Origin of the sequence: Pseudomonas sp. NPDC087612, from assembly GCF_044743505.1 — a bacterium.
Classification (GTDB): domain Bacteria; phylum Pseudomonadota; class Gammaproteobacteria; order Pseudomonadales; family Pseudomonadaceae; genus Aquipseudomonas.
On the sequence record NZ_JBIUWO010000002.1, the window covers coordinates 512069 to 535677 of the forward strand.

20 protein-coding genes are annotated in these 23609 nt (G+C 63.4%); 5 read left to right on the top strand and 15 right to left on the bottom strand.

Annotated elements, in window-relative coordinates; all coding sequences use genetic code 11:
• Positions 1-97 precede the first annotated feature (97 nt).
• Entirely contained in the window at positions 98-1003 is a 906-nt protein-coding gene (locus ACIOVF_RS06070) for a LysR family transcriptional regulator (protein ID WP_213602038.1), read from the top strand.
• Here the strand turns inward: ACIOVF_RS06070 and ACIOVF_RS06075 are convergent.
• The gene (locus tag ACIOVF_RS06075) at positions 1000-1644 is read right to left on the bottom strand and encodes a DsbA family protein (RefSeq protein ID WP_213602037.1); all 645 of its coding nucleotides are present in this window, start codon (positions 1642-1644) and stop codon (positions 1000-1002) included. The two genes, ACIOVF_RS06070 and ACIOVF_RS06075, sit on opposite strands and share 4 nt — an antisense overlap.
• A gap of 167 nt (positions 1645-1811) precedes the next feature.
• Between ACIOVF_RS06075 and ACIOVF_RS06080 the strand changes: the two genes are divergently transcribed.
• A complete protein-coding gene (locus ACIOVF_RS06080; protein WP_401288180.1) occupies positions 1812-2741 on the top strand; it encodes a class I SAM-dependent methyltransferase in 930 nt (309 codons plus the stop codon).
• A gap of 62 nt (positions 2742-2803) precedes the next feature.
• Here the strand turns inward: ACIOVF_RS06080 and ACIOVF_RS06085 are convergent, their stop codons facing one another.
• The 12 genes from ACIOVF_RS06085 to gcl form a co-directional block, all read right to left on the bottom strand.
• Positions 2804-4267 carry a PepSY domain-containing protein gene (locus ACIOVF_RS06085; RefSeq protein ID WP_401288183.1) on the bottom strand — a complete coding sequence of 488 codons (1464 nt, stop codon included), beginning with the start codon at positions 4265-4267 and terminating at the stop codon, positions 2804-2806.
• 10 nt (positions 4268-4277) lie between these two features.
• Positions 4278-6446 carry a TonB-dependent receptor gene (locus ACIOVF_RS06090; RefSeq protein WP_401288186.1) on the bottom strand — a complete coding sequence of 723 codons (2169 nt, stop codon included), beginning with the start codon at positions 6444-6446 and terminating at the stop codon, positions 4278-4280.
• Positions 6447-6547: 101 nt separating this feature from the next.
• Positions 6548-6934: a DUF2946 domain-containing protein gene (locus tag ACIOVF_RS06095; RefSeq protein ID WP_093385520.1), complete on the bottom strand. Its 387-nt coding sequence runs from the start codon at positions 6932-6934 to the stop codon at positions 6548-6550.
• Between the two features lie 41 nt (positions 6935-6975).
• A complete protein-coding gene (locus tag ACIOVF_RS06100; RefSeq protein ID WP_401288188.1) occupies positions 6976-9003 on the bottom strand; it encodes a mechanosensitive ion channel family protein in 2028 nt (675 codons plus the stop codon).
• Between the two features lie 137 nt (positions 9004-9140).
• Positions 9141-10142, bottom strand: a complete 1002-nt coding sequence (locus ACIOVF_RS06105) for a sulfate ABC transporter substrate-binding protein (RefSeq protein WP_123568109.1) — start codon at positions 10140-10142, stop codon at positions 9141-9143.
• A 93-nt stretch (positions 10143-10235) separates the two neighbouring features.
• The gene (locus tag ACIOVF_RS06110; RefSeq protein ID WP_045200389.1) at positions 10236-11060 is read right to left on the bottom strand and encodes an ion transporter; all 825 of its coding nucleotides are present in this window, start codon (positions 11058-11060) and stop codon (positions 10236-10238) included.
• A 44-nt stretch (positions 11061-11104) separates the two neighbouring features.
• Positions 11105-11989: an urea transporter gene (locus ACIOVF_RS06115; protein WP_401288193.1), complete on the bottom strand. Its 885-nt coding sequence runs from the start codon at positions 11987-11989 to the stop codon at positions 11105-11107.
• Positions 11990-12111: 122 nt separating this feature from the next.
• The gene (pyk, locus tag ACIOVF_RS06120) at positions 12112-13527 is read right to left on the bottom strand and encodes a pyruvate kinase (protein WP_045200392.1); all 1416 of its coding nucleotides are present in this window, start codon (positions 13525-13527) and stop codon (positions 12112-12114) included.
• Position 13528: 1 nt separating this feature from the next.
• Positions 13529-14797, bottom strand: coding sequence for a glycerate kinase (locus tag ACIOVF_RS06125; RefSeq protein WP_045200395.1), 1269 nt, complete (start codon positions 14795-14797; stop codon positions 13529-13531).
• A 172-nt stretch (positions 14798-14969) separates the two neighbouring features.
• Positions 14970-15863: a 2-hydroxy-3-oxopropionate reductase gene (locus ACIOVF_RS06130; protein WP_045200397.1), complete on the bottom strand. Its 894-nt coding sequence runs from the start codon at positions 15861-15863 to the stop codon at positions 14970-14972.
• A 117-nt stretch (positions 15864-15980) separates the two neighbouring features.
• Positions 15981-16763: a hydroxypyruvate isomerase gene (gene hyi, locus ACIOVF_RS06135; RefSeq protein WP_093385501.1), complete on the bottom strand. Its 783-nt coding sequence runs from the start codon at positions 16761-16763 to the stop codon at positions 15981-15983.
• A 57-nt stretch (positions 16764-16820) separates the two neighbouring features.
• A complete protein-coding gene (gcl, locus tag ACIOVF_RS06140; protein WP_045200404.1) occupies positions 16821-18596 on the bottom strand; it encodes a glyoxylate carboligase in 1776 nt (591 codons plus the stop codon).
• Positions 18597-18852: 256 nt separating this feature from the next.
• Between gcl and ACIOVF_RS06145 the strand changes: the two genes are divergently transcribed.
• Positions 18853-19293 (top strand): heme-binding protein, encoded by a 441-nt coding sequence (locus tag ACIOVF_RS06145; protein WP_045200407.1) that lies wholly within the window; start codon positions 18853-18855, stop codon positions 19291-19293.
• Positions 19294-19401: 108 nt separating this feature from the next.
• Here ACIOVF_RS06145 and ACIOVF_RS06150 read toward each other — a convergent pair whose 3' ends face one another.
• Complete coding sequence (locus ACIOVF_RS06150; RefSeq protein WP_010225109.1) at positions 19402-20010, bottom strand: TetR/AcrR family transcriptional regulator; 609 nt, start codon at positions 20008-20010, stop codon at positions 19402-19404.
• Positions 20011-20157: 147 nt separating this feature from the next.
• Here ACIOVF_RS06150 and ACIOVF_RS06155 point away from each other — a divergent pair, with 147 nt between their 5' ends.
• A complete protein-coding gene (locus tag ACIOVF_RS06155) occupies positions 20158-21066 on the top strand; it encodes a DUF808 domain-containing protein (protein WP_045200409.1) in 909 nt (302 codons plus the stop codon).
• A 15-nt stretch (positions 21067-21081) separates the two neighbouring features.
• Here the strand turns inward: ACIOVF_RS06155 and ACIOVF_RS06160 are convergent, their stop codons facing one another.
• Positions 21082-23028: an LTA synthase family protein gene (locus tag ACIOVF_RS06160; protein WP_401288199.1), complete on the bottom strand. Its 1947-nt coding sequence runs from the start codon at positions 23026-23028 to the stop codon at positions 21082-21084.
• 186 nt (positions 23029-23214) lie between these two features.
• Between ACIOVF_RS06160 and ACIOVF_RS06165 the strand changes: the two genes are divergently transcribed.
• Positions 23215-23532 (top strand): hypothetical protein, encoded by a 318-nt coding sequence (locus tag ACIOVF_RS06165; RefSeq protein WP_045200412.1) that lies wholly within the window; start codon positions 23215-23217, stop codon positions 23530-23532.
• Positions 23533-23609 lie beyond the last annotated feature (77 nt).

Genomic DNA, 23609 nt, shown 5'->3' on the forward strand with positions numbered 1-23609 from the left:
GTTCTCCAGCACAGGGGTGGAATGCTAGTGTAGATGCTTGTGCTTGGCCCCGTTGCGGGGCGCCGCGCAACGCTGAAACGCAGACAGGGAGGTAGGCATGTTTTCCAGAATCAGTCTCGAGCAGTGGCGCGCGTTTGTCGCCACGGTCGAGTGCGGCGGCTATCTGCAAGCTGCCGAGCATTTGTTCAAGTCCCAGTCGGCGGTCAGCCATTCGGTCAATCGCATGGAGGCGCTGCTTGGCCAGGAGTTGTTCATCATTGAAGGTCGCAAGGCGGTGTTGACTTCCTTGGGCCAGGCGTTGCTGCCCCAGGCCAAGCATTTGCTCGGCGCGGCGCAAAAGCTTGAACAATTGGCCAACCAGTATCAGCCGGGGGTGCTCAGTGAGCTGGCGCTGGCGGTCGATGTATTGTTCCCGCTGGAGCTGCTGCAAGCAGGGTTGCAGGGGTTTTCGGCGACCTTCGAAAACTACCGGATTCGCCTGTACGAAACCGCGCTGTCCGGTGCGCGCGAACTGTTGGAAGACGGCAAGGTCGAGCTGGCGATCGCCAGCAGCCTTCCTGCCGGTTATGTGCACGAGTTGCTGCTGAACGTCAGGCTGGTTTGCGTGGTCGGCGCCGATCACCCGCTGGCCGCCAGCCGGGGCGAGCTGGGCCTGGCGGATTTGCATGCGCATCGGCAGGTGGTGATTCGTGACTCGGGCACCCGTTATCCGCAGAACAGCGGCTGGCTCGGCACCTCCCAGCGCTGGACGGTCAGCAGCCTGGCGGCGGCCTGTACCCTGGTCGAGCGCGGCATGGGGTTTGCCTGGCTGCCCGAGCACGCGATCATTGATGCGCTGGCTGCCGGGCGCTTGCATCGGCTGGCGTTGCAGCATCAGCGCCAGCGGGACGTGCCCTTGTACATCGGTTACCCCGAAGCACTGCGGCACAGTCCCGAGGTGCAGTTGCTGGTGCGGGTGATTGGTGAACACTGCCAGCAGTGCAACAGTCGTGCGCTCGCCTAGCCCTCGCTGTTGTCCAGGTTGGCGCGAATATCGCTGAAGACCTGGCGCAACTGCTCCAGGGTCATGCATTCAGACAAGCGAAAGCGCTCGGCGATCACCAGCGAAGGCACCGAACGCAAGTTCAGTTCACGGCCTTGCTGCAGGTCGCGCTCCAGCAAGGCAGGGGCGTCGTGTTCGAGGCTGTGGGCAAAAGCTTGCGGCTCGAAGCCGGCCTCTGCAGCGATGGCCAGTACAGTGGCCTTGTCACCGATATTGCGGTTCTTGACCAGGTGCGCCCACTGCAGGCGGTCGAACATCAGTTCGTGACCGGCATTGCCAGCCAGTGCGTGGGCCGCCTGGCAGGCGGTGGCGGCGAGCAGGCCGTTGGGGTATTCGAAGCTTTGCTCGCGCATGCCCGGGATATTGATGCGCTTTTCGTCCTCGGCGCGGGCGCAGGCCTGCCAGTGATCGAGGATGGTTTCCTTGGCCTGGGGCATCGAGCCGAAGCGCTGGATCATCGCCTCGCGGCTGCTTTGCAGGATGAAGCTGCGGTGCTGGATATCCAGCTCGAACTCAGCTTGCAACTGCTTGAGGCGCGGGGCCAGGACAAAGCACCAGGCGCAAACGACGTCGTGGAAGAACTCGATTTTCAGGGCAGGCATGGCAAGATTCCGTTAGTGAAGGTGCAGGCACTATCGGCAACGGCGTCGGGTAAAAAAAGCGACAAAAACCGGTCACATTCACCCATCGTGTTCATCAATGGCCGAACGGCCTGTTGTCACCGGCGGGGCAAGGTAGAATAGGCGGCTTTACCCGATTGAATCTGCCCATGACCTCTGTGATCGACACCCTCCAGCAGCACCTGCTCGCCGCCCTCGACCCGGCGCCGAGCGAAACCCGGCGCCTGTTCCATGGCCGCGGGCGCTGCTGGCCGGGGCTTGAGCAGATCACCGTGGACTGGCTGCAGGGGGTGTTGCTGGTGTCGCTGTTTCGCCAGCCGCCCGAGGGCCAGTTGCCGGCCCTGGAGCAGATGCTCCTGACGCTTGCCCAGGCGCCAGGCTGGTGCGGCCAGGCCATTCTGATTCAGCACCGCTACCTGCCGGACAGCCCAGGCCAGTGGCTGCTGGGTACCCCCAGCGAGCACTGGTTGATCGATGAGGACGGGTTGCGCTATCAGCTGGACCTGGGCCTCAAGCAGAACACCGGTCTGTTCCTCGACATGCGCTATGGTCGGCGCTGGGTGCGCGAGCAGGCGGCGGGCAAGCGCGTGCTCAACCTGTTCGCCTACACCTGCGGTTTTTCGCTGGCGGCGATTGCCGGTGGCGCCGAGCAGGTGGTCAACCTGGACATGGCGCGCTCGGCATTGAGCCGCGGGCGCGATAACCATCGGCTCAACGGCCATGACCTGGGCAAGGTGAGTTTTCTTGGCCATGAGCTGTTCAAGTCGTGGGGCAAGGTGCGCAAGTCCGGGCGCTATGACTTGATCATCATCGACCCGCCAAGCTTCCAGAAGGGCAGCTTTGTCCTGACCCAGGACTACCGCAAGATCCTGCGGCGCCTGCCGGAGTTGTTGAACGCCGGCGGCACGGTGCTGGCCTGCGTCAACGACCCGGCCGTTGGCCCGGACTTTCTCATCGAAGGCATGGCTGAGCAAGCACCGGAGCTGGCCTTCGTCGAACGTCTGGCCAACCCGCCGGAATTCCCCGATAGCGATCCGGCGGGTGGCTTGAAGGCGCTGGTGTTCAGGGCCCTTGTGTAGGAGCGGGCTTGCCCCGCGATGCGATGTGGCGGACAGAATGCTATCGCGGGGCAAGCCCGCTCCTACTTGGCTAAGCGCCGCCAGCCCAGCACCACACCGCTGACACTGAGCACCAGCCCGCCCAGGCTGAAGGCGATCATCCAGGCATCCCACAATGGCCGCCGTTGCAACAGCGGTAGCCAGTCCCAGCTGTGCAGCAACGAGAACAACCAGCGCGACACGCGCCGTGGCCGGTCCAGTACACCCAGCACTTCGCCGGTGTACAGGTCCAGGTGCAGCCAGGTCTGTTGCGGGTCTGCAAAGCGTACGCGCAACACTGGCAAACGCTTTTCCAGGTGGCCGAGCATGCTTTGCTCGGCCCGGGCGTAGTAGTAGAAGTCGTAGGCTTCAAGCTGCTCGCTGTGCATCTGGCCCTGGGGCAGGATCGCTTGTGCGGCGCGCTCCAGCACCTCCCGCGGCAGGCGTTCGAGCACCTGGCCGTCGGTCATCGACAGCACCCGTGTGCGCCCGGCGCCATCATGACCGACCAGGTACCCCGCACCCGCAATCAAGCGCCATTCCAGCTCACGGGCCTTGAAACCTTGCTGGTCGAACCGCGCCAGCGCCTCAGAGGCCGACAGCGGAAAAGCCGCCGCAGTCAATGGCCCGCCTTGATAGGCCGCAACGTTCAGCGGCACTGAACTGCTGAACAGCCGCCACGGGTTCATCGACATCAAGCCACTGAAGATCCAGGTGATCGCCAGCACGCCGAACAGCAAGCCGCCGATATGGTGCCAGCGGGCAAAGCCCCGGTAGGGCGAGCGCGAGCCACTGCGGTAGGGCTTGCGCAGGCGCCAGCGCAGGATCCCGATCACCGCGCCAAGCAGCGCCATCAGCGTACCGGCCAGCGACAGGCTGATCACCAGGTTGCTCCACAGGCCGTCGACGCCAATGCCGCGCAACGGATACAGCCAGTGCAGCCAGGCGCCGACCAGGTTCCAGCCGCGCTCCAGGGCGCTGGCATCGCGCACCACTTCGCCGGTATGGCCGGAGATGTACAGCAGGGTGCGTTCGCCATCGTCGAGCTGCACTCGTTGCAGCGGGCGCTCGGCGTCGAGGGCGCGCGAGTGGCTCCACAGGTCTTCGCTCACCACCCCGGCATAACGGGCTGTTGCCTGCGGATCGTATTGATGCGCACTGGCCAGGGCCTGTTCGCGATCGATCGCCTGCAGGCGCTGGCCCGTGCGGGCGTCTACCGCCACGCTGGCCCGGCCTGGATAGCTGAACAGGTAGCGCGGCGTGCCGGCCACCGTGCTCAGGCGGATGCTGGCCGGGGTGCGCTCGGCATCGGCACTGCGCAGGGCAGTGCCGAGGTCGACGCAGCAATCCTGAACGCGCAACTGCGGCAGGTGAGCGTAGTGCTCGCGCGGGGTCAGCTTGGGGTAGCCGACATACAGCATGACCATCCCCGAGAAGAACCACAGGGCCATGAACAGGCATAAGCCGATGCCCAGCCAGCGGTGCCACAGGTACAGGTAACGTTTCATCGGCGGCGTCCTAGAAGCGCGTCTGCACGGCCAGCTCCAGGGTGCGCGGGGCACCGAGGTAGAGCATGCTCGAGGAGGTCCAGCGGGCATACACCTCGTCGGTCAGGTTGCGCACCCGGGCCGTGATGCGCGTGTCGTCATCGACCTTGAAACCGACGAAGGCACCGAAGATCGTGTAGGCCGGCGCGTAGCGGGTGTTGGCCGCGTCGGCATACACCGAAGACACGTAGCGGCTGTCGGCACCGATTTGCCAGCTCGGGTCGATGTCGTAGGTCAGCCACAGGTTGGCGACCCGCTCGGGGATGTTGGTCGGGGTATTGCCCTTGCGCGAGATCGAGCGACCGCCGACGTTCTCGTTGAACTCGTCGTACTGGGCGTCGACGTAGGCAAAGTTGCCCTCGGCCAACAGCTTCGGTGTGACGTGCAGCGAGGCGGCCACTTCTACCCCGCGCGAGGTCTGCTTGCCCACCGGCTGGGTGACGCTGGGGTTGGCGGCATCGGCGGTGGCGAGGTTCTTGCGCTCGATCTGGTAGGCGGCAACGGTGGCGGCGCCGCGGCCATCGAGGAAACTGAACTTGCTGCCCACTTCCAGCTGCTTGCCGGTGCTCAGGTCGAAGTCGCGTACGGTGGCAAAACTGGCTGTGCTGAGCATGCCCGAGGGCGGGTCGGCGGCGGTGCTGTACTGCACATAGACGTTGGCCGCCGGGGTCAGCTCGTAGACCAGGCCGATGCGCCCGGTGGTGGGCTCGTAGCTGCGCTGGAAGTCCAGCGGGTTGTTGGCATCGACCGTGCGGTAGTTGTGCACATCGAGGTCGATATGGTCATAGCGCAAACCGGTGAGCAGCGACAGGCGCTCGGTCAGTTGCAGGCGGTTCTCGACGAACGCCGCCCAGGTGTCGACGGTGTTCTCGCGGTTCTTCTGAAAGCCCGGGACCATGCCCTTCAGGTCATAGAAATGCCCGGGTTCGAAGCTGGCCGGATCGACACTGTCGAAAATACCGGTGATCGAGCGCGGGTAGGTCATCTGCACGTTGTGGTTGTAGTCCAGGCCCGCCGACCACTGGCTGTTGAGGCCGAACAACTGGCCCTCGTGCAGCAATTCGAAGCGGTTGCCGTTGAGCTCCTGGTCATGGCGTTGCAGCAGCGCGTTGGAGCGGTTGACCCGGCTGTTGTCGGCGTTGTAGGCGTAGGTTTCGAGGTTACGAAAATCACGCTCGGTGTTGTAGTGGTAGAGGGTGTTGCGCAGCGAGGTGTTGTCGTTGAAGCGGTACTCGGTGATTGAGCGCAGCCAGCGCACGCGCTGCTCGTAGCGGCCGTCCTCGACGTTGTAGTTTTCGAAGCGGCGGCTCTCGTCGACCTTCATTTCGCCGCCCAGCGGGTTGAGCACCGGGCTGCCCCAATAGGGGCTGTCGACCGTTTCGTTCTGGTACTCCACGGCCAGGGTGTGGGACAGCTGGTCGTTGATGTCGGTGAGCAGCGAGAACGCCACGGTCCAGGCATCGCGCTCTTCGCGATCGACATAGCCGTTGCTCTTGCTGTGGCTGAAATCCAGGCGTGCGTAGTTGCGGATGCCATCGCCGTCGTTGAGCGCATGGTTGAAGCCGAACGAGGTCTCGCTGCTGTCGTAGGAGCCGTACTTGATCCTGCCTTCGTTGAAGTTCTCGTCGCGGCTGGCCAGTTTGCTGATGTAGTTGATCGAGCCGCCGACGGCGCCAGCGCCAAACAGGAAGCTCGACGGCCCGCCGACGGCTTCGACGCGGTCATAGATCCAGCTGTCGACCGGGCGCGCGGCAACCGAGTCGTACTGCACGCTGATGCCGTTGAACAGCTGGGTGATCTGCCCCCCGGAAAACCCCCGGTAAGCCACCGAGCCTGCCGAACCCGGTGGTGAGGCGGCGGTCATGCCGGGCACGCCGTTAAGCGCGTCCTGGGTGGTCTGCGCGCCGCGTTGCTCGATCTGCTGGCGGTTGACGATGCTCACCGAGGCCGGGGTTTCCCGCGGGGTGAGGCCAAGGCGCGAAGCGGTTTGCGACGGGGTGTCGAGCAGCACGCCGTCTTCGGCGTCGGCGCGGCTGTTGATACGCAGGTCGGGCAGGGTCAGCGGCGCCTCGGCCACAGCGTGGAAGGGCAACGCGCACAGCAGCGCCGCGCAACCGTAAAGGCGATAGGAGTAGGGCATGAATCACACTCTGGAAATTGAGCCAGCGGCCGCCTGCACCTGTCAGGCAGGCACAGCAAAAAACGGCCGGTTTCGGGCAGCCCAAGCGGCTGCCAGGAGGTTCAAGCCAGAAGCGGGGAGGCGCGGGGGTTGGCGGCCGGCCAGCAATATCGCGGCGGCGCCTTGCTGCGCAGTTCACGGTGATAGCGACGTACCCGGGTAACCGCCAGCAGCCAGCCGATGACCAGTACCAGGCCCAGGCAAACCACGGCGGCAGCGCACACCGGGCAGGTCTGCATGCTGTCCCAGCCGGCCACCGTCTGATCGCCGAAATCGCTTTTCAGCGTCGGCCCGGCGCTGCCCATGGCCGAGCAATAGGCGCCGCCGATACCGTTGAGTTGCAGGCCCATCATCTGCCCGTGACCGATACCGCAGGCGAACAGATTGAACAGGACACAGAAGTACAAGGTCCAGGCAATCAGCGGGCGGTCGGCGGGGGCGCGGTTCATGGCCGCGACTTTAGCACCGATGGCCGCTGGGGTTAAAGCAATCAGGCCGGTTCTTCAGCGACTTTTTGCGGTGGCGGATTGTATTGCGCAAAGCTCACGTCGTCGGTCTGGTCGACGCGCTTTTTCAGCCGTTCGTTGAAGGCGCGATTGACCGCATATTGCCCGCCGGAGCTGGTGCGAAACTGCGCGGTCAAAGTGATGCCGTTGAGGTTCATGCTGTCGACCCCGAACACCTGCAGCGGCCCTTGCAGGCTGTGGCGCAGCAGCGGGTCTTCGCTGATCGACTGGCCGACTTCGCGGATCAGTTTCAGCGCGCTGTCGACGTCGGTCTGGTAGCTGAACTGAACCGAGAAGAACGCATAGGCGAACTGCCGTGACTGGTTGGTGACCGCCTTGATCTGGCCGAACGGTACCGAGTGCACGAAGCCCTTGCCATCACGCAGGCGCAAGGTGCGGATGGTCAGGCTCTCGACCGTGCCGGCATGCCCGGAATCGAGCACCACCCAGTCGCCGATGGCGATGGTGTCTTCGATGAGGATGAACAGCCCGGTGATTACGTCCTGCACCAGTTGCTGGGAGCCGAAACCGATCGCCAGGCCGACCACCCCGGCGCCGGCCAGCAAGGGCGCGACGTTGATGCCCAGGTTGGCCATGGTGGTGATGGTGCAGATCACCACCAGGATGATCTTGATGGCATTGCGCAGCATCGGCAGGATGGTTCGCACCCGGGTGCTCGGCTGGCGCGACGAGCGCCGCCCCACCGTAGGCTTGAGGGCTTCCTGGATCGCCGTGTCGATCACCACCCACAACAACCAGGTGACCAGCAGGATCAGGCCGATGCTACTCAGTGAGTCACTGATCGCCCGGCCCAGGCTGTTGCGCAGGGCAAAATCGAGCACCGAAAAGCCCCAGATGCGCCCCAGCAGCTCGATGAAGGCCACTGCCATGGCGATGCGCAGCAGCGCGTGGGCAAGGTTGCGCAGCAGTTCCTTGTACGGACGCAGGCGTTGCCCGGGTTCGATGTCGTGGGCCTTGAACAGGTGCTGCAAGGTGGTGCTGAGAAACAGCGTGGCGATCAGCAAAATGGTGGTCAGCAAAGCGTTTTGCAGGGCCTTCTGGCTCTCTTCGCCGGCGCCGATCAGGGTGATGGCCGAGACCAGGATCATCATCAGGATCGGCAGGTACCAGAGCCAGGAAAAGATCCGCAGGGTTTCCTGCACGGCGCGGTGCTGCAAGCGCTCCTTGAGCGCGCGGTTGCGGATCAGGTGCGCCACCGGGCGGCGCAGGCGAATCACCAGGACGGCGAACGCCAGGGTCGCCAGCAGGCCGGTGATTACCGCCACGCTGCTGGTGATGTTGCCGCCCAGTTGCCGGGCGATCTGCGGGCTGGTCAGGGCATCGCTCCAGGCCGCCAGAAAGCCGATCATGAACAGCGGCCGAGGCGCCAGCTGGCGAATGATGCGCACCGCCGCGCGCTTGTGGCCGGTGTCGAACAGGGTGATCAGGCACAGGATGATCGAGGTCGAGAAGATACCGCTGCTGGTGGCATAGGCCAGGCTCAGGCCCAGGGCGCGGCCTACCGACGGCTCCAGGTAGTGGCTGACGTACAGCGTGGTCGGCAGGCTGGCCAGGGCCGGCAGGGTATAGGGCAGCAGGTAGCCGAGCAGTTTCTGCAGGCGCGGGCGTTGGCGCAGCGGGCGGCTGTTGTTGCTGCGATGGGCCAGCAGGCGGCCGAGGTTGCTGAGCACCGCGAAGGCGACCAGCCAGGTGATGCTCAGCAGGGCGAAATCGCCGAGCAGGTCGAGGCCATCGCGACCGGCGTGGCGGTTGACCAGTTGATCGACTTCATTGACGGCGCGGTCGGCGCGCAGGCGCCAGCTGTCGAACAGGTGGCTGTCGACATTCAGTTCCGAGCTGACATCGTCCAGGCCATCGGCAATGGCGCCGAGCAGGCCGCCCTGGACCACGGGTTCAGGTTCAGGTGTGGGTGCGGCGGGCGAAGGTTCGGCGGCGAACAGCTGGCTGCTCAACAGGCAACTGAACAGCAAGGTGAGTAAAGATCGGGTCACTGGGCACTCCTTGAGCCGTGGATGACGGAAAGGGTAGTCAATGAACTGATCAGCAAATGGGAGGGTAAGTTCGATAGGGGGTGAAGCAATCGCGGGTCAAGTCGAGGCGTCACCTCGACTGACCCGCGATGAGGCCATTACTGCCCGGTGTAGATCTGGTCGAAAATCCCGCCATCGTTGAAATGGGTTTTCTGCACGGTGCGCCAGTCACCGAAGGTCTTCTCGACCGAGAGGAAGTCGACTTTCGGGAAGCGGTCGGTGTACTTGGCCAGCACCGCTGGATCACGCGGACGCAGGTAGTTGTTGGCGGCGATTTCCTGGGCCTCAGGCGACCACAGGTATTTCAGGTATGCCTCGGCGGTGGCGCGGCTGCCTTTCTTCTCGACCACCTTGTCGACCACACTCACCGGTGGCTCGGCTTCGGCGGAGACGCTTGGGTAGATGACTTCGAACTGGTCACGACCGAACTCGCGGGCGATCATTTCGGCTTCGTTCTCGAAGGTCACCAGCACGTCGCCGATCTGGTTGGTCATGAAGGTGGTGGTGGCGGCGCGGCCACCGGTATCGAGCACTGGCGCCTGCTTGAACAGCTTGCCGACAAAGTCCTTGGCCTTGTTCTCGTCACCGCCGTTCTTCAGCACATAGCCCCAGGCCGAGAGGTAGGTGTAGCGGCCGTTACCGGAGGTTTTCGGGTTTGGCACAATGACCTGGACGCCGTCTTTGAGCAGGTCGGGCCAGTCTTTCAGGGCCTTGGGGTTGCCCTTGCGCACGATGAACACAGTGGCCGAGGTGAACGGCGCGCTGTTGTTCGGCAGGCGCGTGACCCAGTTGTCCGGCACCAGCTTGCCGTTGTCGGCCAGGGCATTGATGTCGGTGGCCATGTTCATGGTGATGACGTCAGCCGGCAGGCCGTCGATTACCGAACGGGCCTGCTTGCTCGAGCCACCGAACGACATCTGCACGGTGATCTTCTCTTTGTGCTCGGCTTCCCAGTGCTTCTGGAACGCGGCGTTGTAATCCTTGTAGAAGTCGCGCATCACGTCGTACGAGACGTTTAGCAGCGGCGCCGGAGCAGCCTGGGCCACGGAGCCGAAGGCGAGGCTTGCGGCCAGAAGCGAGGCACTGAAGAGTTTTTTCACTGCGCATTCCTTGTTCGAGTTAGCGTTAAAGGCATTATGCCAGCGACTATAACGGTTGGGCTTTAGGCGCTAAAAGATTAAAAAGTGCTTTGCTTATTCCATTTTTTTAAACAGCGCATTGCCGCAGCGCGAGCAGAACGCCGCGCCGTGCTCGTGGCTGTTTTTCCGGCACACCGGGCAGTCGTGCTGTAGCTGTTCGCCGCGCATGGCGTTGGCAAGCTCGGCGGTGAAAATCCCGGTGGGCACGGCGATGATCGAGTAACCGGTGATCATCACCATCGACGACAACACCTGGCCCAGCGGGGTTTTTGGCACGATGTCGCCAAAGCCGACCGTGGTCAGGGTGACGATCGCCCAGTAGATGCCCTTGGGGATGCTGGTAAAGCCATGCTCGGGACCTTCGACCACATACATCAGGGTGCCGAACACGGTGACCAGGGTCGAGACGCTGAGCAGGAACACGATGATCTTCTGCTTGCTGCCGCGCAGCGCCGCGAGCAGGTAATGGGCCTGCTTGAGGTAGGGGCTGAGCTTGAGCACGCGAAAGATCCGCAGCATACGTACGACGCGGATGATCAGCAGGTATTGGGCGTCGCTGTAGTACAGGGCGATGATCCCCGGGACGATCGCCAGCAGGTCGACCAGGCCATAAAAACTGAAGGCGTAGCGCAAGGGCTTGGGCGAGCAATACAAGCGGATCAGGTACTCGACCAGAAAGATCGCGGTAAAGCCCCACTCGACGGCCGCCAGCAACCCGGCATAACCCTGGTGCACCTCGTCGATGCTGTCGAGGATCACCGTTACCAGGCTGGCGAGAATGATCAGCAGGAGGATCTTGTCGAAGCGCCGGCCGGCCGTGGTGTCGGTTTGAAAGACGATGACGTAGAGCCGCTCGCGCCAGCTCGAAGGGGTGTCCATAGGCTCGTTCCAAAGGCAGATGGGCAGAGCCTAGGGGCTGCACCTCAGCTGTGCAAGCGACGCCGGCTGTGGGATGCCGGCAAGCGCAGCAGGCGGCCACCGGCGTGCAGCAGCCAGCAGGCGAGAATGAACGGCGCGGTCAGGCCGGCGACCGGCAGCAGGCTCACCGCTGGTTGCAGGGCAATTGCCAGGACGATGGCCAGCAGCGGCAGCCAGGGCCGCTGGCGTTCCTGGCTGAAGGCCAGGGCGGCGAGGGCGGCATTGAAACCGAACAGGCCGTTGTAGGCCGCCGTGGCTTCGCCACCGATCAACGCCACGCTGCCGCCGATGGCCGAGCCGAGCAGGGCCCAGACGGCGGCGTAGCGATTGGAGATCAGCAGGCCGAGGGTGATCAGCACGCCGGCCAGCGGCTGGTCGAGCAAGAAGATCTGCCCAAGGCCGCGGGCCAGGGCGAACAGCGGGTTGGCCTCGACACTGGTGCTGGTGGCGCTGGCGGGTTCGGCCATGGCCAGCGCCATCCAGCCAAGCAATACGAATGGCGCGGTGTAGGCGGGCAGCAGTTGCCTGGGGCCGCGCTTGAGCCACTGGTGCACGAGCATGCTGCTCAGGCCGCCAGCGGCGATGATCAGTGGCGGCAGAATCGCCGACCAGGGCAGGGCATAGCTGATCAGCAGGCCAATCAGCACGCCGTTGTAGCTGTACAGGCCGGCCTGGCGGTCAGTGCGGTTGTAGCCACGGCGCTGGGCAGTCAGCAGCCCGGCGAGGGCCCCGAGCAGCGCGCCGCCGACCAGGTCGGGCGCGGTCAGGGTGATAGCCAGCAGGCAGCACAGGCCACACAGCGGATTGCGCTGCAGCAGCACCTGGCTGAAGCCGTTGAGCAAGGCAGTGGCCCAGTCGGGGCACGGGTTGACGAAATTCTTGGTGTACATGGGGGCAGTCTGGGTTGATGTGGAGTGGGGAGCCTCTTTGGGCCGGGTTGTCCCACCTGGGGTTTGTGTTGCATTCATCGCGGGTCAAGCCAGCTCCCACAAACCTGTGGGAGCGGTCTACCTCAGATCAAGGTCTCGATCCGCAGCGTGTTAGTCGACCCCGGCTTGCCAAAAGGCACACCGGCAGTGATCAACAGCGTGTCGCCGCGGCTGGCCATGCCCTGGGCCTGGGCGATCTCCAGGGCGGTGGAGCAGATCTCGTCGACCTGGCGCAGGCGATCGTTGACCACCGAATGCACACCCCAGGCCACGCTCAGGCGTCGGGCGGTGGACAGGTTGGGCGTCAGGTTGAGGATCGGCGCCCGTGGCCGCTCGCGTGCGGCGCGCAGGGTCGAAGCCCCCGATTCGCTGTAGTTGACCAGCACCGCCACCGGCAGGATGCCGCTGATGCGGCGGATCGCGCAGCTGATGGCGTCCGACACGGTGGCTTCGGCTTTTGGCCGACCAACGTCGAGCTGGGCCTGGTAATCCGGGCCGTTCTCCACCTGGCGGATGATCTTGCTCATCATCTGCACCGCTTCCAGCGGGTAGTCGCCCGAAGCGGTTTCGGCCGAGAGCATCACCGCATCGGCGCCTTCGGCCACGGCGTTGGCGACGTCGGTGACTTCGGCGCGGGTCGGGGCCGGGGAGAAGCGCATCGATTCGAGCATCTGCGTGGCCACCACCACCGGTTTACCCAGTTCGCGGCAGGTGTTGATGATGCTCTTCTGGATCTGCGGCACGCTTTCGGCCGGCACTTCCACGCCCAGGTCGCCACGGGCAACCATGATCGCGTCGCTGAGCTCGGCAATGGCGCGCAGTTGGGTCACCGCCGAGGGCTTTTCGATCTTGGCCATCAGGTAGGCACGGTCACCGATCAGCTGGCGCGCTTCGACGATGTCTTCCGGGCGCTGCACGAACGACAGTGCCACCCAGTCCACGCCCAGCTCCAGGCCGAAGCTCAGGTCGCGGCGGTCCTTGGCGGTCAGCGGGCTGAGGTCGAGTACCGCTTGCGGCACGTTGACGCCCTTGCGGTCGGACAGCTCGCCGCCGTTGAGCACTTCGGTCTCGATTGCGTCGCTGTGCTTGGCGGTCACCCGCAGGCGCAGCTTGCCGTCGTCGAGCAGCAGGTCCATGCCCGGCTCCAGCGCAGCGATGATTTCCGGGTGCGGCAGGTTGACCCGCTCAAGCGTACCCGGGGTGCTGTCCAGGTCCAGGCGCAGGGCCTGGCCGCGTTGCAGCTGGACCTTGCCCTCGGCAAAACGGCCGACGCGCAGTTTAGGCCCCTGCAGGTCCATGAGGATGCCCAGCGGGTAGTTGAGCTGGCTCTCCACCTCGCGGATCCACTGGTAGCGCAGGGCGTGGTCTTCGTGCTCGCCGTGGCTGAAGTTCAGGCGAAAGATGTTCACCCCGGCCTCGACCAGTTGGCGGATGTCATCGATGCCCTTGATCGCAGGACCGAGGGTGGCAAGGATTTTGACTTTTTTATCAGGCGTCATGTCAGGCACTCTCGAGAATCAGGATGGCGCGAAAATCGTTGACGTTGGTCCGCGTCGGCTCGGTAACGATCAAGTCATCGAGCGCGGCGAAGTAGCCGTAGCCATTGTTGTTGTCCAGCTCGTCACTGGCCGACAGGCCCAGGGCCGCGGCGCGGGCGTAGCTGTCCGGGGTCATCAGTGCGCCGGCGTTGTCTTCGGAGCCGTCGATGCCATCGGTGTCACCGGCCAGGGCATAGACCCCGCGCAGGCCCTTGAGGCTTTCGGTCAGGCTCAGCAAAAACTCGGCGTTGCGCCCGCCACGGCCATTGCCGCGCACGGTCACGGTGGTTTCGCCACCGGAGAGGATCACGCAGGGTGGCGACAGCGGCTGGCCGTGCTGGACGATCTGCCGGGCGATGCCGGCATGGACCTTGGCCACCTCGCGCGACTCGCCTTCGAGGTCGCCAAGGATCAGCGGGCTGAAGCCGGCCTGGCGGGCTTTGACCGCTGCCGCTTCCAGCGACTGCTGGGGCCGGGCGATCAGCTGGAAGTGGCTGCGGGCCAGGGCCGGGTCGTCGGCCTTGACGGTCTCGGAGGCCGGGTTGTTGAGCCAGGCGGTGACCGCAGCAGGCGCTTCGATGTTGTAGCGCTTGAGGATCGCCAGGGCTTCGGCCGAGGTGCTCGGGTCGGCCACGGTGGGGCCGGAGGCAATGACCGTGGCCAGATCCCCGGGTACATCGGAAATCGCATAGGTATAGACGGTGGCCGGCCAGCAAGCCTTGGCCAGGCGCCCGCCCTTGATCGCCGAGAGGTGCTTGCGCACGCAGTTCATCTCGCCGATGGTGGCGCCGGATTTGAGCAGGGCCTTGTTGATCTGTTGCTTGTCGGCCAGGGTCAGGCCTTCGGCAGGCAGCGCCAGCAGCGCCGAACCACCGCCGGAGAGCAGGAAAATCACCCGGTCGTCAGCCGTGAGGTTGCTGACCATTTCCAGTACCCGCTTGGCCACGGCCAGGCCGGCGGCATCCGGGACCGGGTGGGCGGCTTCGACCACTTCGATTTTCGAGCAGCTGGCGCCATGGCCGTAGCGGGTAACCACCAGGCCGGAAACCGGGCCCTTCCAGGCGCGCTCGACGACTTCAGCCATGGCCGCGGCAGCCTTGCCGGCGCCGATGACGATGACGCGACCGCTGCGGTCGCTGGGCAGGTGGGCTTCAAGGACCTGGCGGGGATGCGCGGCATCGATGGCCGTGGCGAACAGCTCGCGCAGAAAGTGTTGCGGATCGACCGACATGGCAGGCTCCAATCTTATTGTTTTTCAGAATCAAAAACGCCCCTGGGCCCGCCTCCGTGCAGGCCGACCCAGGGGCGCTGAAAGCGGCAAGCTTCAAGCTCCAAGCCGCAAGATAAAGCGGATCGACGCGCGGCCTGCTTTTACTTGCAGCTTGAAGCTTGCAACTGGCCTCTTACTCTTCACCGCGGATCGAGAAGTTGGCCATGTGCTCAAGGCCCTTGATCAGCGCCGAGTGGTCCCAGTTGGCGCCGCCGATGGCCGCGCAGGTGCTGAACACTTGCTGGGCGTTGGCGGTGTTGGGCAGGTTGATGTTCAGTTCCTTGGCACCTTGCAGGGCCAGGTTCAGGTCTTTCTGGTGCAGGCTGATACGGAAGCCCGGGTCGAAGGTGCCCTTGATCATGCGCTCGCCATGCACTTCGAGGATTTTCGACGAAGCGAAGCCGCCCATCAGTGCTTCACGCACCTTGGCAGGGTCGGCGCCGTTCTTGGCGGCGAACAGCAGCGCTTCGGCCACCGCCTGGATGTTCAGGGCGACGATGATCTGGTTGGCGACCTTGGCGGTCTGGCCGTCGCCGCTGCCGCCGACGCGGGTGATGTTCTTGCCCATGACCTGGAACAGCGGCAGGGCGCGTTCGAAGGCGTTCGGGCAGCCGCCGACCATGATGCTCAGGGTCGCGGCCTTGGCACCGACTTCACCACCGGACACTGGCGCGTCGAGGTAGGTGGCGCCGGTGGCTTTGATCTTCTCGGCGAAGGCTTTGGTGGCGGTTGGCGAGATCGAGCTCATGTCGATCACCACCTTGTTCGGGCCGACGCCCTGGGCCACGCCGTTGTCGCCGAACAGCACTGCTTCAACCTGCGGGGTATCGGGGACCATGACGATGATGAATTCAGCTTCCTGGGCCACTTCTTTCGGGTTGGCCAGGGCTACGGCGCCGGCGGCGACCAGGTCGGCAGGCGCGGCGTCGTGGTGGGTCGAGAGGAACAGGCTGTGACCGGCTTTTTGCAGGTTCTGCGCCATTGGGCGGCCCATGATGCCGGTGCCGATAAATCCGATTTTAGCCATGAGAAATGCCTCTTGTAATTGTTGGATGCAGGGCACTGTAGGAGCGGGCTTGCCCCGCGATTCGATAGTGGCCGTACCGCCGCTATCGCGGGGCAAGCCCGCTCCTACAGGGAATCCTTAAATCGCGTTATGGGTCTTCAGCCAGCCAAGGCCCGCTTCGGTGGTGGTCAGCGGCTTGTATTCGCAGCCCACCCAGCCCTGGTAGCCGATACGGTCCAGGTGTTCGAAGAGGAAGCGATAGTTGATCTCGCCAGTGCCCGGCTCGTTGCGGCCGGGGTTGTCGGCCAGCTGGATGTGGTTGATCTTGGCCAGGTTGCTCTGCACGGTACGGGCAAGATCGCCCTCCATGATCTGCATGTGGTAGATGTCGTATTGCAGGTACAGGTTGCTGCTCGCCACCTCGGCCTGGATCTCCAGCGCCTGTTTGGTGGTGTTCAGGTAGAAGCCCGGGATGTCGCGGGTGTTGATCATTTCCATGACCAGCTTGATCCCGGCGGCCTGCAGCTTGTCGGCGGCAAACTTGAGGTTGTCGACGAAGGTCTTGCGCACCGTGGCGCAGTCCGGGCCTTGTGGACGGATGCCGGCCAGGCAGTTGACCTGGGTGTTGCCCAGCACCTGGGCGTAGGCGATGGCCAGATCGACACCGGCGCGGAATTCCTCGACACGGGCCGGGTCGCAGGCGATGCCGCGATCACCCTTGGCCCAGTCGCCGGCCGGCAGGTTGAACAGCACCTGGGTCAGGCCGTGGGCATCGAGCTGCTGCTTGATTTCAGCCGAGCTGAAGTCGTACGGGAACAGGTACTCGACACCGCTGAAGCCGGCGTCGGCAGCAGCCTTGAAACGGGCGAGGAAGTCCTGCTCGGTGAACAGCATGGACAGGTTGGCGGCGAAACGTGGCATGGTTGTCTCCTTGCAAAAAGGGGCCCTGTGCACCCGGCAGCAGGGCCTTCGCAGCGATCAGTCGAGCAGGGAAATCGCGGTTGGCGCGTCGTTGCCGACCAGGGCCAGGTCTTCGAATTCGTTGACCGCGTTGATTTCGGTGCCCATGGAAATGTTGGTCACGCGCTCGAGGATAACCTCGACCACCACCGGTACCCGGAACTCTTCAGCCAGCTTTTGCGCCTTGAGCAGGGCCGGGGCGATCTCGCCAGGCTCGGTCACGCGCAGGGCCTTGCAGCCCAGGCCTTCGACCACGGCGACGTGATCGACGCCATAACCGTTGAGTTCCGGCGCGTTGACGTTCTCGAACGCCAGCTGCACACAGTAATCCATCTCGAAGCCGCGCTGGGCTTGGCGGATCAGGCCCAGGTAGGAGTTGTTCACCAGCACGTGGACGTAGGGCAGGTTGAACTGCGCGCCCACTGCCAGCTCTTCGATCATGAACTGGAAGTCATAGTCGCCCGACAGTGCCACGACCTTGCGAGTCGGGTCGGCCTTGACCACGCCCAGCGCCGCAGGAATGGTCCAGCCCAGCGGGCCGGCCTGGCCGCAGTTGATCCAGTGGCGCGGCTTGTAGACGTGGAGGAACTGTGCGCCGGCGATCTGCGACAGACCGATGGTGCTGACGTAGCAGGTGTCCTTGCCGAACACCTGGTTCATTTCCTGGTAAACGCGCTGCGGCTTGACCGGCACGTTGTCGAAGTGGGTCTTGCGCTGCAGGCTCGACTTGCGCTGCTGGCAGTCTTCGAGCCAGGCGCTGCGGTCCTTGAGCTTGCCGGCGGCTTTCCACTCGCGGGCCACTTCCAGGAACACGTCCAGGGCGGCGCCAGCGTCGGAAACGATACCCAGGTCCGGGGTGAACACGCGGCCAATCTGGGTCGGCTCGATGTCGACGTGAATGAAGCGGCGGCCTTCGGTGTAGACGTCAACGGAACCGGTGTGACGGTTGGCCCAACGGTTGCCGATACCCAGCACCACGTCGGACTTGAGCATAGTGGCGTTGCCGTAGCGGTGCGAGGTCTGCAGGCCGACCATGCCGACCATCAGCGGGTGATCGTCAGGGATGATGCCCCAGCCCATCAGGGTCGGGATCACCGGGATGCCGGTCAGCTCGGCGAATTCCACCAGCTTGTCGCAGGCATCGGCGTTGATGATGCCGCCACCGGCAACCAGCAATGGACGCTCGGCAGTGTCGAGCATGGCCAGGGCTTTCTCGACCTGGACACGGTTGGCCGCAGGCTTTTGCACCGGCAGCGGCTGGTAGGCATCGATGTCGAATTCGATCTCGGCCATCTGCACGTCGAACGGCAGGTCGATCAGCACCGGGCCTGGGCGGCCGGAGCGCATTTCATAGAAGGCTTTCTGGAACGCATATGGCACCTGGCCGGGTTCCAGAACGGTGGTCGCCCACTTGGTCACCGGCTTGACGATGCTGGTGATGTCGACGGCCTGGAAATCTTCCTTGTGCATGCGGGCACGCGGCGCTTGGCCGGTGATGCACAGGATCGGGATGGAGTCGGCCGAGGCACTGTACAGGCCGGTGACCATGTCGGTGCCGGCAGGGCCGGAGGTGCCGATGCACACGCCGATGTTGCCGGCCTTGGTGCGGGTGTAACCCTCGGCCATGTGCGAGGCGCCTTCAACGTGACGAGCGAGGACGTGATCGATACCGCCGACTTTCTTCAGGGCCGAGTACAGGGGGTTGATGGCTGCACCCGGAATGCCAAACGCGGTTTCCACACCTTCGCGGCGCATCACCAGAACGGCTGCATCAATTGCTCTCATTTTGCTCATGGTTTTGTGCCTCTTTGATTTTGTAATTGTATACAAATGGCTTTTCACCAGAGTGTATTCACGCCAGGCGACTCTGGTCAATCCATTTTCATCGGCGATCGGCGCTTTCGTCGGGAAGCCTTTAAAAATGGCGTTTCGTCAGAATTGGTTCATCGCGTCGAAATTATTGTATACAAAAATATTCGCCATTGTGTTCTATTTGTTCTATTGATTTTTACACCTGCCCTCGGGCTTCTAACAACAAGAGGACCTTTCCATGAACGCTTTGACCCTGAAAGTCGCTGTCAGCCTGGTGAACGCTGCGCTGGTGGCCGGGCGCAAGATCTCCTCCGCGCCGCTGACCGTGGCGGTGCTGGACAGCGGCGGTCACCTGCTGGCCCTGCAGCGTGAAGACGGCGCCAGCCTGCTGCGCCCGCAAGTGGCGATGGGCAAGGCCTGGGGCGCAATTGCCCTGGGCAAGGGCTCGCGCCTGCTGGCGCTGGACGCGCAACAGCGCCCGGCGTTCTTCGCCGCGCTCAATGGCCTGGGTCAAAGCCCGGTGGTGCCGGCGCCGGGTGGGGTGCTGATTCGTAATCAGCAAGGCGTGGTGCTGGGAGCGATCGGTATCAGTGGCGATACGTCGGATATCGACGAGCAGTGCGCGATCAGTGCGATCGAGGAGGCGGGGTTGACGGCGGATGCCGGTGTAGCGGCTTAAGGCCTATCGCGGAACCTGTGGGAGCTGGCTTGCCAGCGATCGAGCGCAAAGCGCTCGCTGGCCTCATCGCTGGCAAGCCAGCTCCCACAGGGATCTCGGCAAATTTGCCTAAGCGTCCGGCTCACAGCCCTTGAGCACCAAACGAATGATGGTCTGCGCCGCCGCTTCATAATCGCTGTCATCGAGCTTGGCCTTGCCGGTGACCACCGAGATCTGCCAGTCGAAGTCGGCGTAGGTCTGGGTCGCGGCCCAGATGCTGAACATCAGGTGGTGCGGGTCGAGCGGGGCGATCTGGCCGCGGTCGATCCACGCCTGGATGCACTCGATGTTGTGCCGGGCCTGGTCGTTGAGCTGCTCGACCTGGCTCGGGCTCAGGTGCGGCGCGCCGTGCATGATCTCGCTGGCGAACACCTTGGAGGCGAACGGCAGATCGCGGGAGATGCGCACCTTGGAGCGGATGTAGGCGCTCAGCACTTCTTTGGGATCGCCGTCGGCATTGAACGGTGTCGACGCCTGCATGATCGGTTCGATGATGCTTTCCAGGACCTCGCGGTAGAGGTTTTCCTTGGACTTGAAGTAGTAATAGACGTTGGGCTTGGGCAGGCCGGCCTTGGCCGCGATGTCGCTGGTCTTGGTGGCAGCGAAGCCCTTGTCGGCAAACTCTTCACTGGCCGCGCGCAGGATCAGTTCTTTGTTGCGCTCGCGAATGCTGCTCATGGTTGACGCTGTTCCTCGTGTCTGGCCGCTGGCGGCACCCGGGCCTGGGAGGGCGGTTGCGCATGGTAGCACCGGGTTCGCAAGCGGCTCAAGGTGGCGACTTTGAGCTAGACTGTGGCCCTCTCAACCCGCTGGAATCAGGCAAACATGGCAGGAAGCAGTCTTCTGGTATTGATCGACGATATCGCCACGGTACTCGACGATGTCTCGGTAATGACCAAGGTCGCGGCAAAAAAGACCGCAGGGGTGCTGGGCGACGACCTGGCGCTCAATGCCCAGCAGGTTACCGGCGTGCGCGCCGAGCGGGAAATCCCGGTGGTCTGGGCGGTGGCCAAGGGCTCGTTCCTCAACAAACTGATCCTGGTGCCGGCGGCGCTGTTGATCAGCGCCTTCATCCCCTGGGCGGTGACGCCGCTGCTGATGGTTGGCGGTGCGTTCCTGTGCTTTGAAGGCTTCGAAAAGCTCGCGCACAAGTTCCTCCACAGCAAGGAGCAAGACCAGGCCGAGCATGCGGCGCTGACCGAGGCGGTGGCGGACCCGGCAGTCGACCTGGTGGCCTTCGAGCAAGGCAAGATCAAGGGCGCGGTGCGCACCGACTTCATCCTTTCGGCCGAGATCATCGCCATCACCCTGGGCGCGGTCGCCCATGCGCCGCTGACCCAGCAGATCATCGTGCTCTCGGGCATCGCCATTGTCATGACCATCGGTGTTTATGGCCTGGTGGCCGGCATCGTCAAGCTCGATGACCTGGGCCTGTGGCTGACCCAGAAGGCTTCCAGCGCCGCCAAGGCGATCGGCAACGGCATCCTGCGCGCGGCGCCTTACATGATGAAAAGCCTGTCGGTGATCGGCACGGCGGCGATGTTTCTGGTCGGTGGCGGGATTCTGGTGCACGGCGTGGCGCCGCTGCACCATGCCATTGAAGCCTTCAGCGCAGGCCGCGGCGGCGCCTTGACCGGCGCCTTGCTCAACGCCGGCGTCGGTATCGTTGCCGGCGCCGCGGTACTGGCGGTGGTGGCGGTCATCGGCAAGCTCTGGCGTGCTGCCAGAGCCTGATGCCGCGAGGTTCGATCAGTTCTTCAGTGCTGTGCGCTCGTTGGCTGCGGGCAGCCAGTCGAGCAGGTGGTGGGTGAAGCCGTAGCTGGCGACCTGATAGTAGGCGATTGCGCGCTGGATCAACGGGTCATTGGTGCTGCTGTTCACTTCCTGGCTTTCACCCAGCGCCTGGTTGTGGCGGCGCAAGCCGTCACGCGGGCTGAGGATAGCCAGGTCCTGGCCGTTGAACAGGCCCAGGTGCTGGTAGTTGCCGATCAGCACCCGCGGTGGCAGGCGGTCATCGAGCATCAGGTCGCGACCGAAGAAGGTCGAGGTGTAGCTCATGTTCAACAGGCCCAGCAGGGTCGGTGCGAGGTCGATCTGGCTGGCCAGTTTTGACTCCTCGCGCGCTTCGATCAGCTTCGGGGCGTAGATGAACAGCGGGATCTGATAGTTGCTGACCGGGAGGTCCTCCTTGCCGGCGCTGCCCGCCGTGTGATCGGCGACAAAGATGAACAGGGTGTTGTCGAACCAGGGTTTGCTGCGGGCCTGTTGCCAAAAGCGCCCGATGGCATGGTCGGTGTACTTCACCGCGCCATCGCGGCCGTTGCCTGACGGAATATCGATACGGCCATCGGGGTAGGTGTAGGGGCGATGGTTGGAGGTGGTCATCAGTTGCAGGAAGAACGGCACCTGGTTGTCGTGGTCGGCGTCCGCCAGTTTTAGCGCTTGGGTGTACAGGTCTTCATCGGACATGCCCCAGGCATTCTTGAAGCTGATGTCGGCTTCGGCAACGCTGCTCTGGTCGACGACCCGGTAGCCGTTGCCGCTGAAAAACGCGTTCATGTTGTCGAAATAGCCGCGCCCGCCGTAGACGAACACGCTGTCATAGCCGACTTCGGCCAGTTGCTGGCCAAGGCTGGCGAAGCCGCTTTCACGGCCGATGCGCTTGACGATCGAACGCCCGGGCGTTGGCGGCATCGACAGGGTGATCGCCTCCAGGCCGCGGTCGGTGCGCGTGCCGGTGGCATAGAAGTTGTTGAAGTACAGGCTCTGCTTGCGCAGTGCGTCGAGGTTGGGGGTAAGGTTGCGGGTATCGCCGTTGCTGCCCAGGTACTTGGCGCTCAGGCTTTCGATGGTGACCAGGACGATATTCGGCGTGCGCGGGCTACCCGAGGCAGTGATTTCCCGGCGAATGCCCATGGGCTCCTGATCGTCGAAGCGCGCGTTAGGCTCTTGCAGTTCAGCGCGAATCAGCTGGGTGGATTGGCTTTCGCTGAGGCTGCCGTAGAACTGTGAATAGTCCAGTTCGTTGTTGCGAAACGCGGCAAAGAACTGGTACGGCCCGTTGCTTGCAAGTTCTCGGGCGTAGGCATTGCCACCCTGGCCGCGAGGCATGTCCTGGTTGATCAACAGCGCGCAACAGCCAACCAGCAGTGCCAGGCCAGCAAGGTTGGCAAGGCGTTTACGCCAACTGGGCAAAGGTGCATCCAGGGCCTGGCGCAACGGTTTGGCAATGGCCAGGGTCACTACCAGCGCGACCAGTGCCAGTACGCTGAGAATCAGGCCGATGGGGTAGGACTCGAGGATGTTGTTCAGTACCTCATCGGAGTACACCAGGTAGTCCACGGCGATAAAGTTGAAGCGCACGCCGAACTCGTCCCAGAACAGCCATTCGGCAACGGCGACGAACAGCATGATGAATACGCTGGCGAACATCACCACTCGCAGCAACCCGCGATGCGCCCGCAACCGCCATAGCGGCGGCGGGCACAGCAGCAGGTAGACGGCCAGGGGCAGGGCGGCATAAATCAGAAAGCCCAGGTCATAGACCAGGCCGGTGGTAAAGATCGAGAAAAAATGCCCCCCGGCTTCACTCAGGTGAGTGAAGTACAGGGCGCTTCTTGTCAGTAAGAAAATAACCAGCCACAACGACGTTAATAGCAGTAGATAGCGCACCGGCGCTGAACGTGTAGCGTGCATGGCGTTTGCCTTGTTATTGCAGGGGAAGTGGGGCGGCAAACTAACGCTTGAAATGAGAAAAAATTGTCAAATAAATGCAGTGAAGAAGTTTGTCTGTGGTTTATAGTGATGGTTCTTTCATGCCGCAAGGATGCGCACGAGGCGCTAATGATAATCGCCCCTGATAACTAAATAAGGAGCCCATGAATGCCCTTCAGAACATTGACCTACGATGTCTTTCACTTGGGCTTGTACATGGCCACTGCATTGGCCTGGACCAGCCTGTGCGTCATGGTTTTGCTTTGCGCGCGCAGGCGTCGCTTTGCTTCTGTGCCGGGCAGTTGCCTGGGCGTGGCTGGGCTGGGCGTGCTGGTCTGCCTGGGTATTCTGTTGGCAGATGTGCTGCGCCTGATCGATCACCGGGCGGTGGTGTTCAGTTTGTTGACGTTTGGGGTTATAGCACCGGGGCTTGCGGCCGCTGGTTTGTATTTGCGTCTGAATGTGCGGCGCGCGAGTATCGGTTGAATTTGTTTATAGGAAAATTCCCTAGTTGATGTAAGAGTTTTCCGAAGTTTGATTTGCTTATCAAAAGTTGCGCCCGT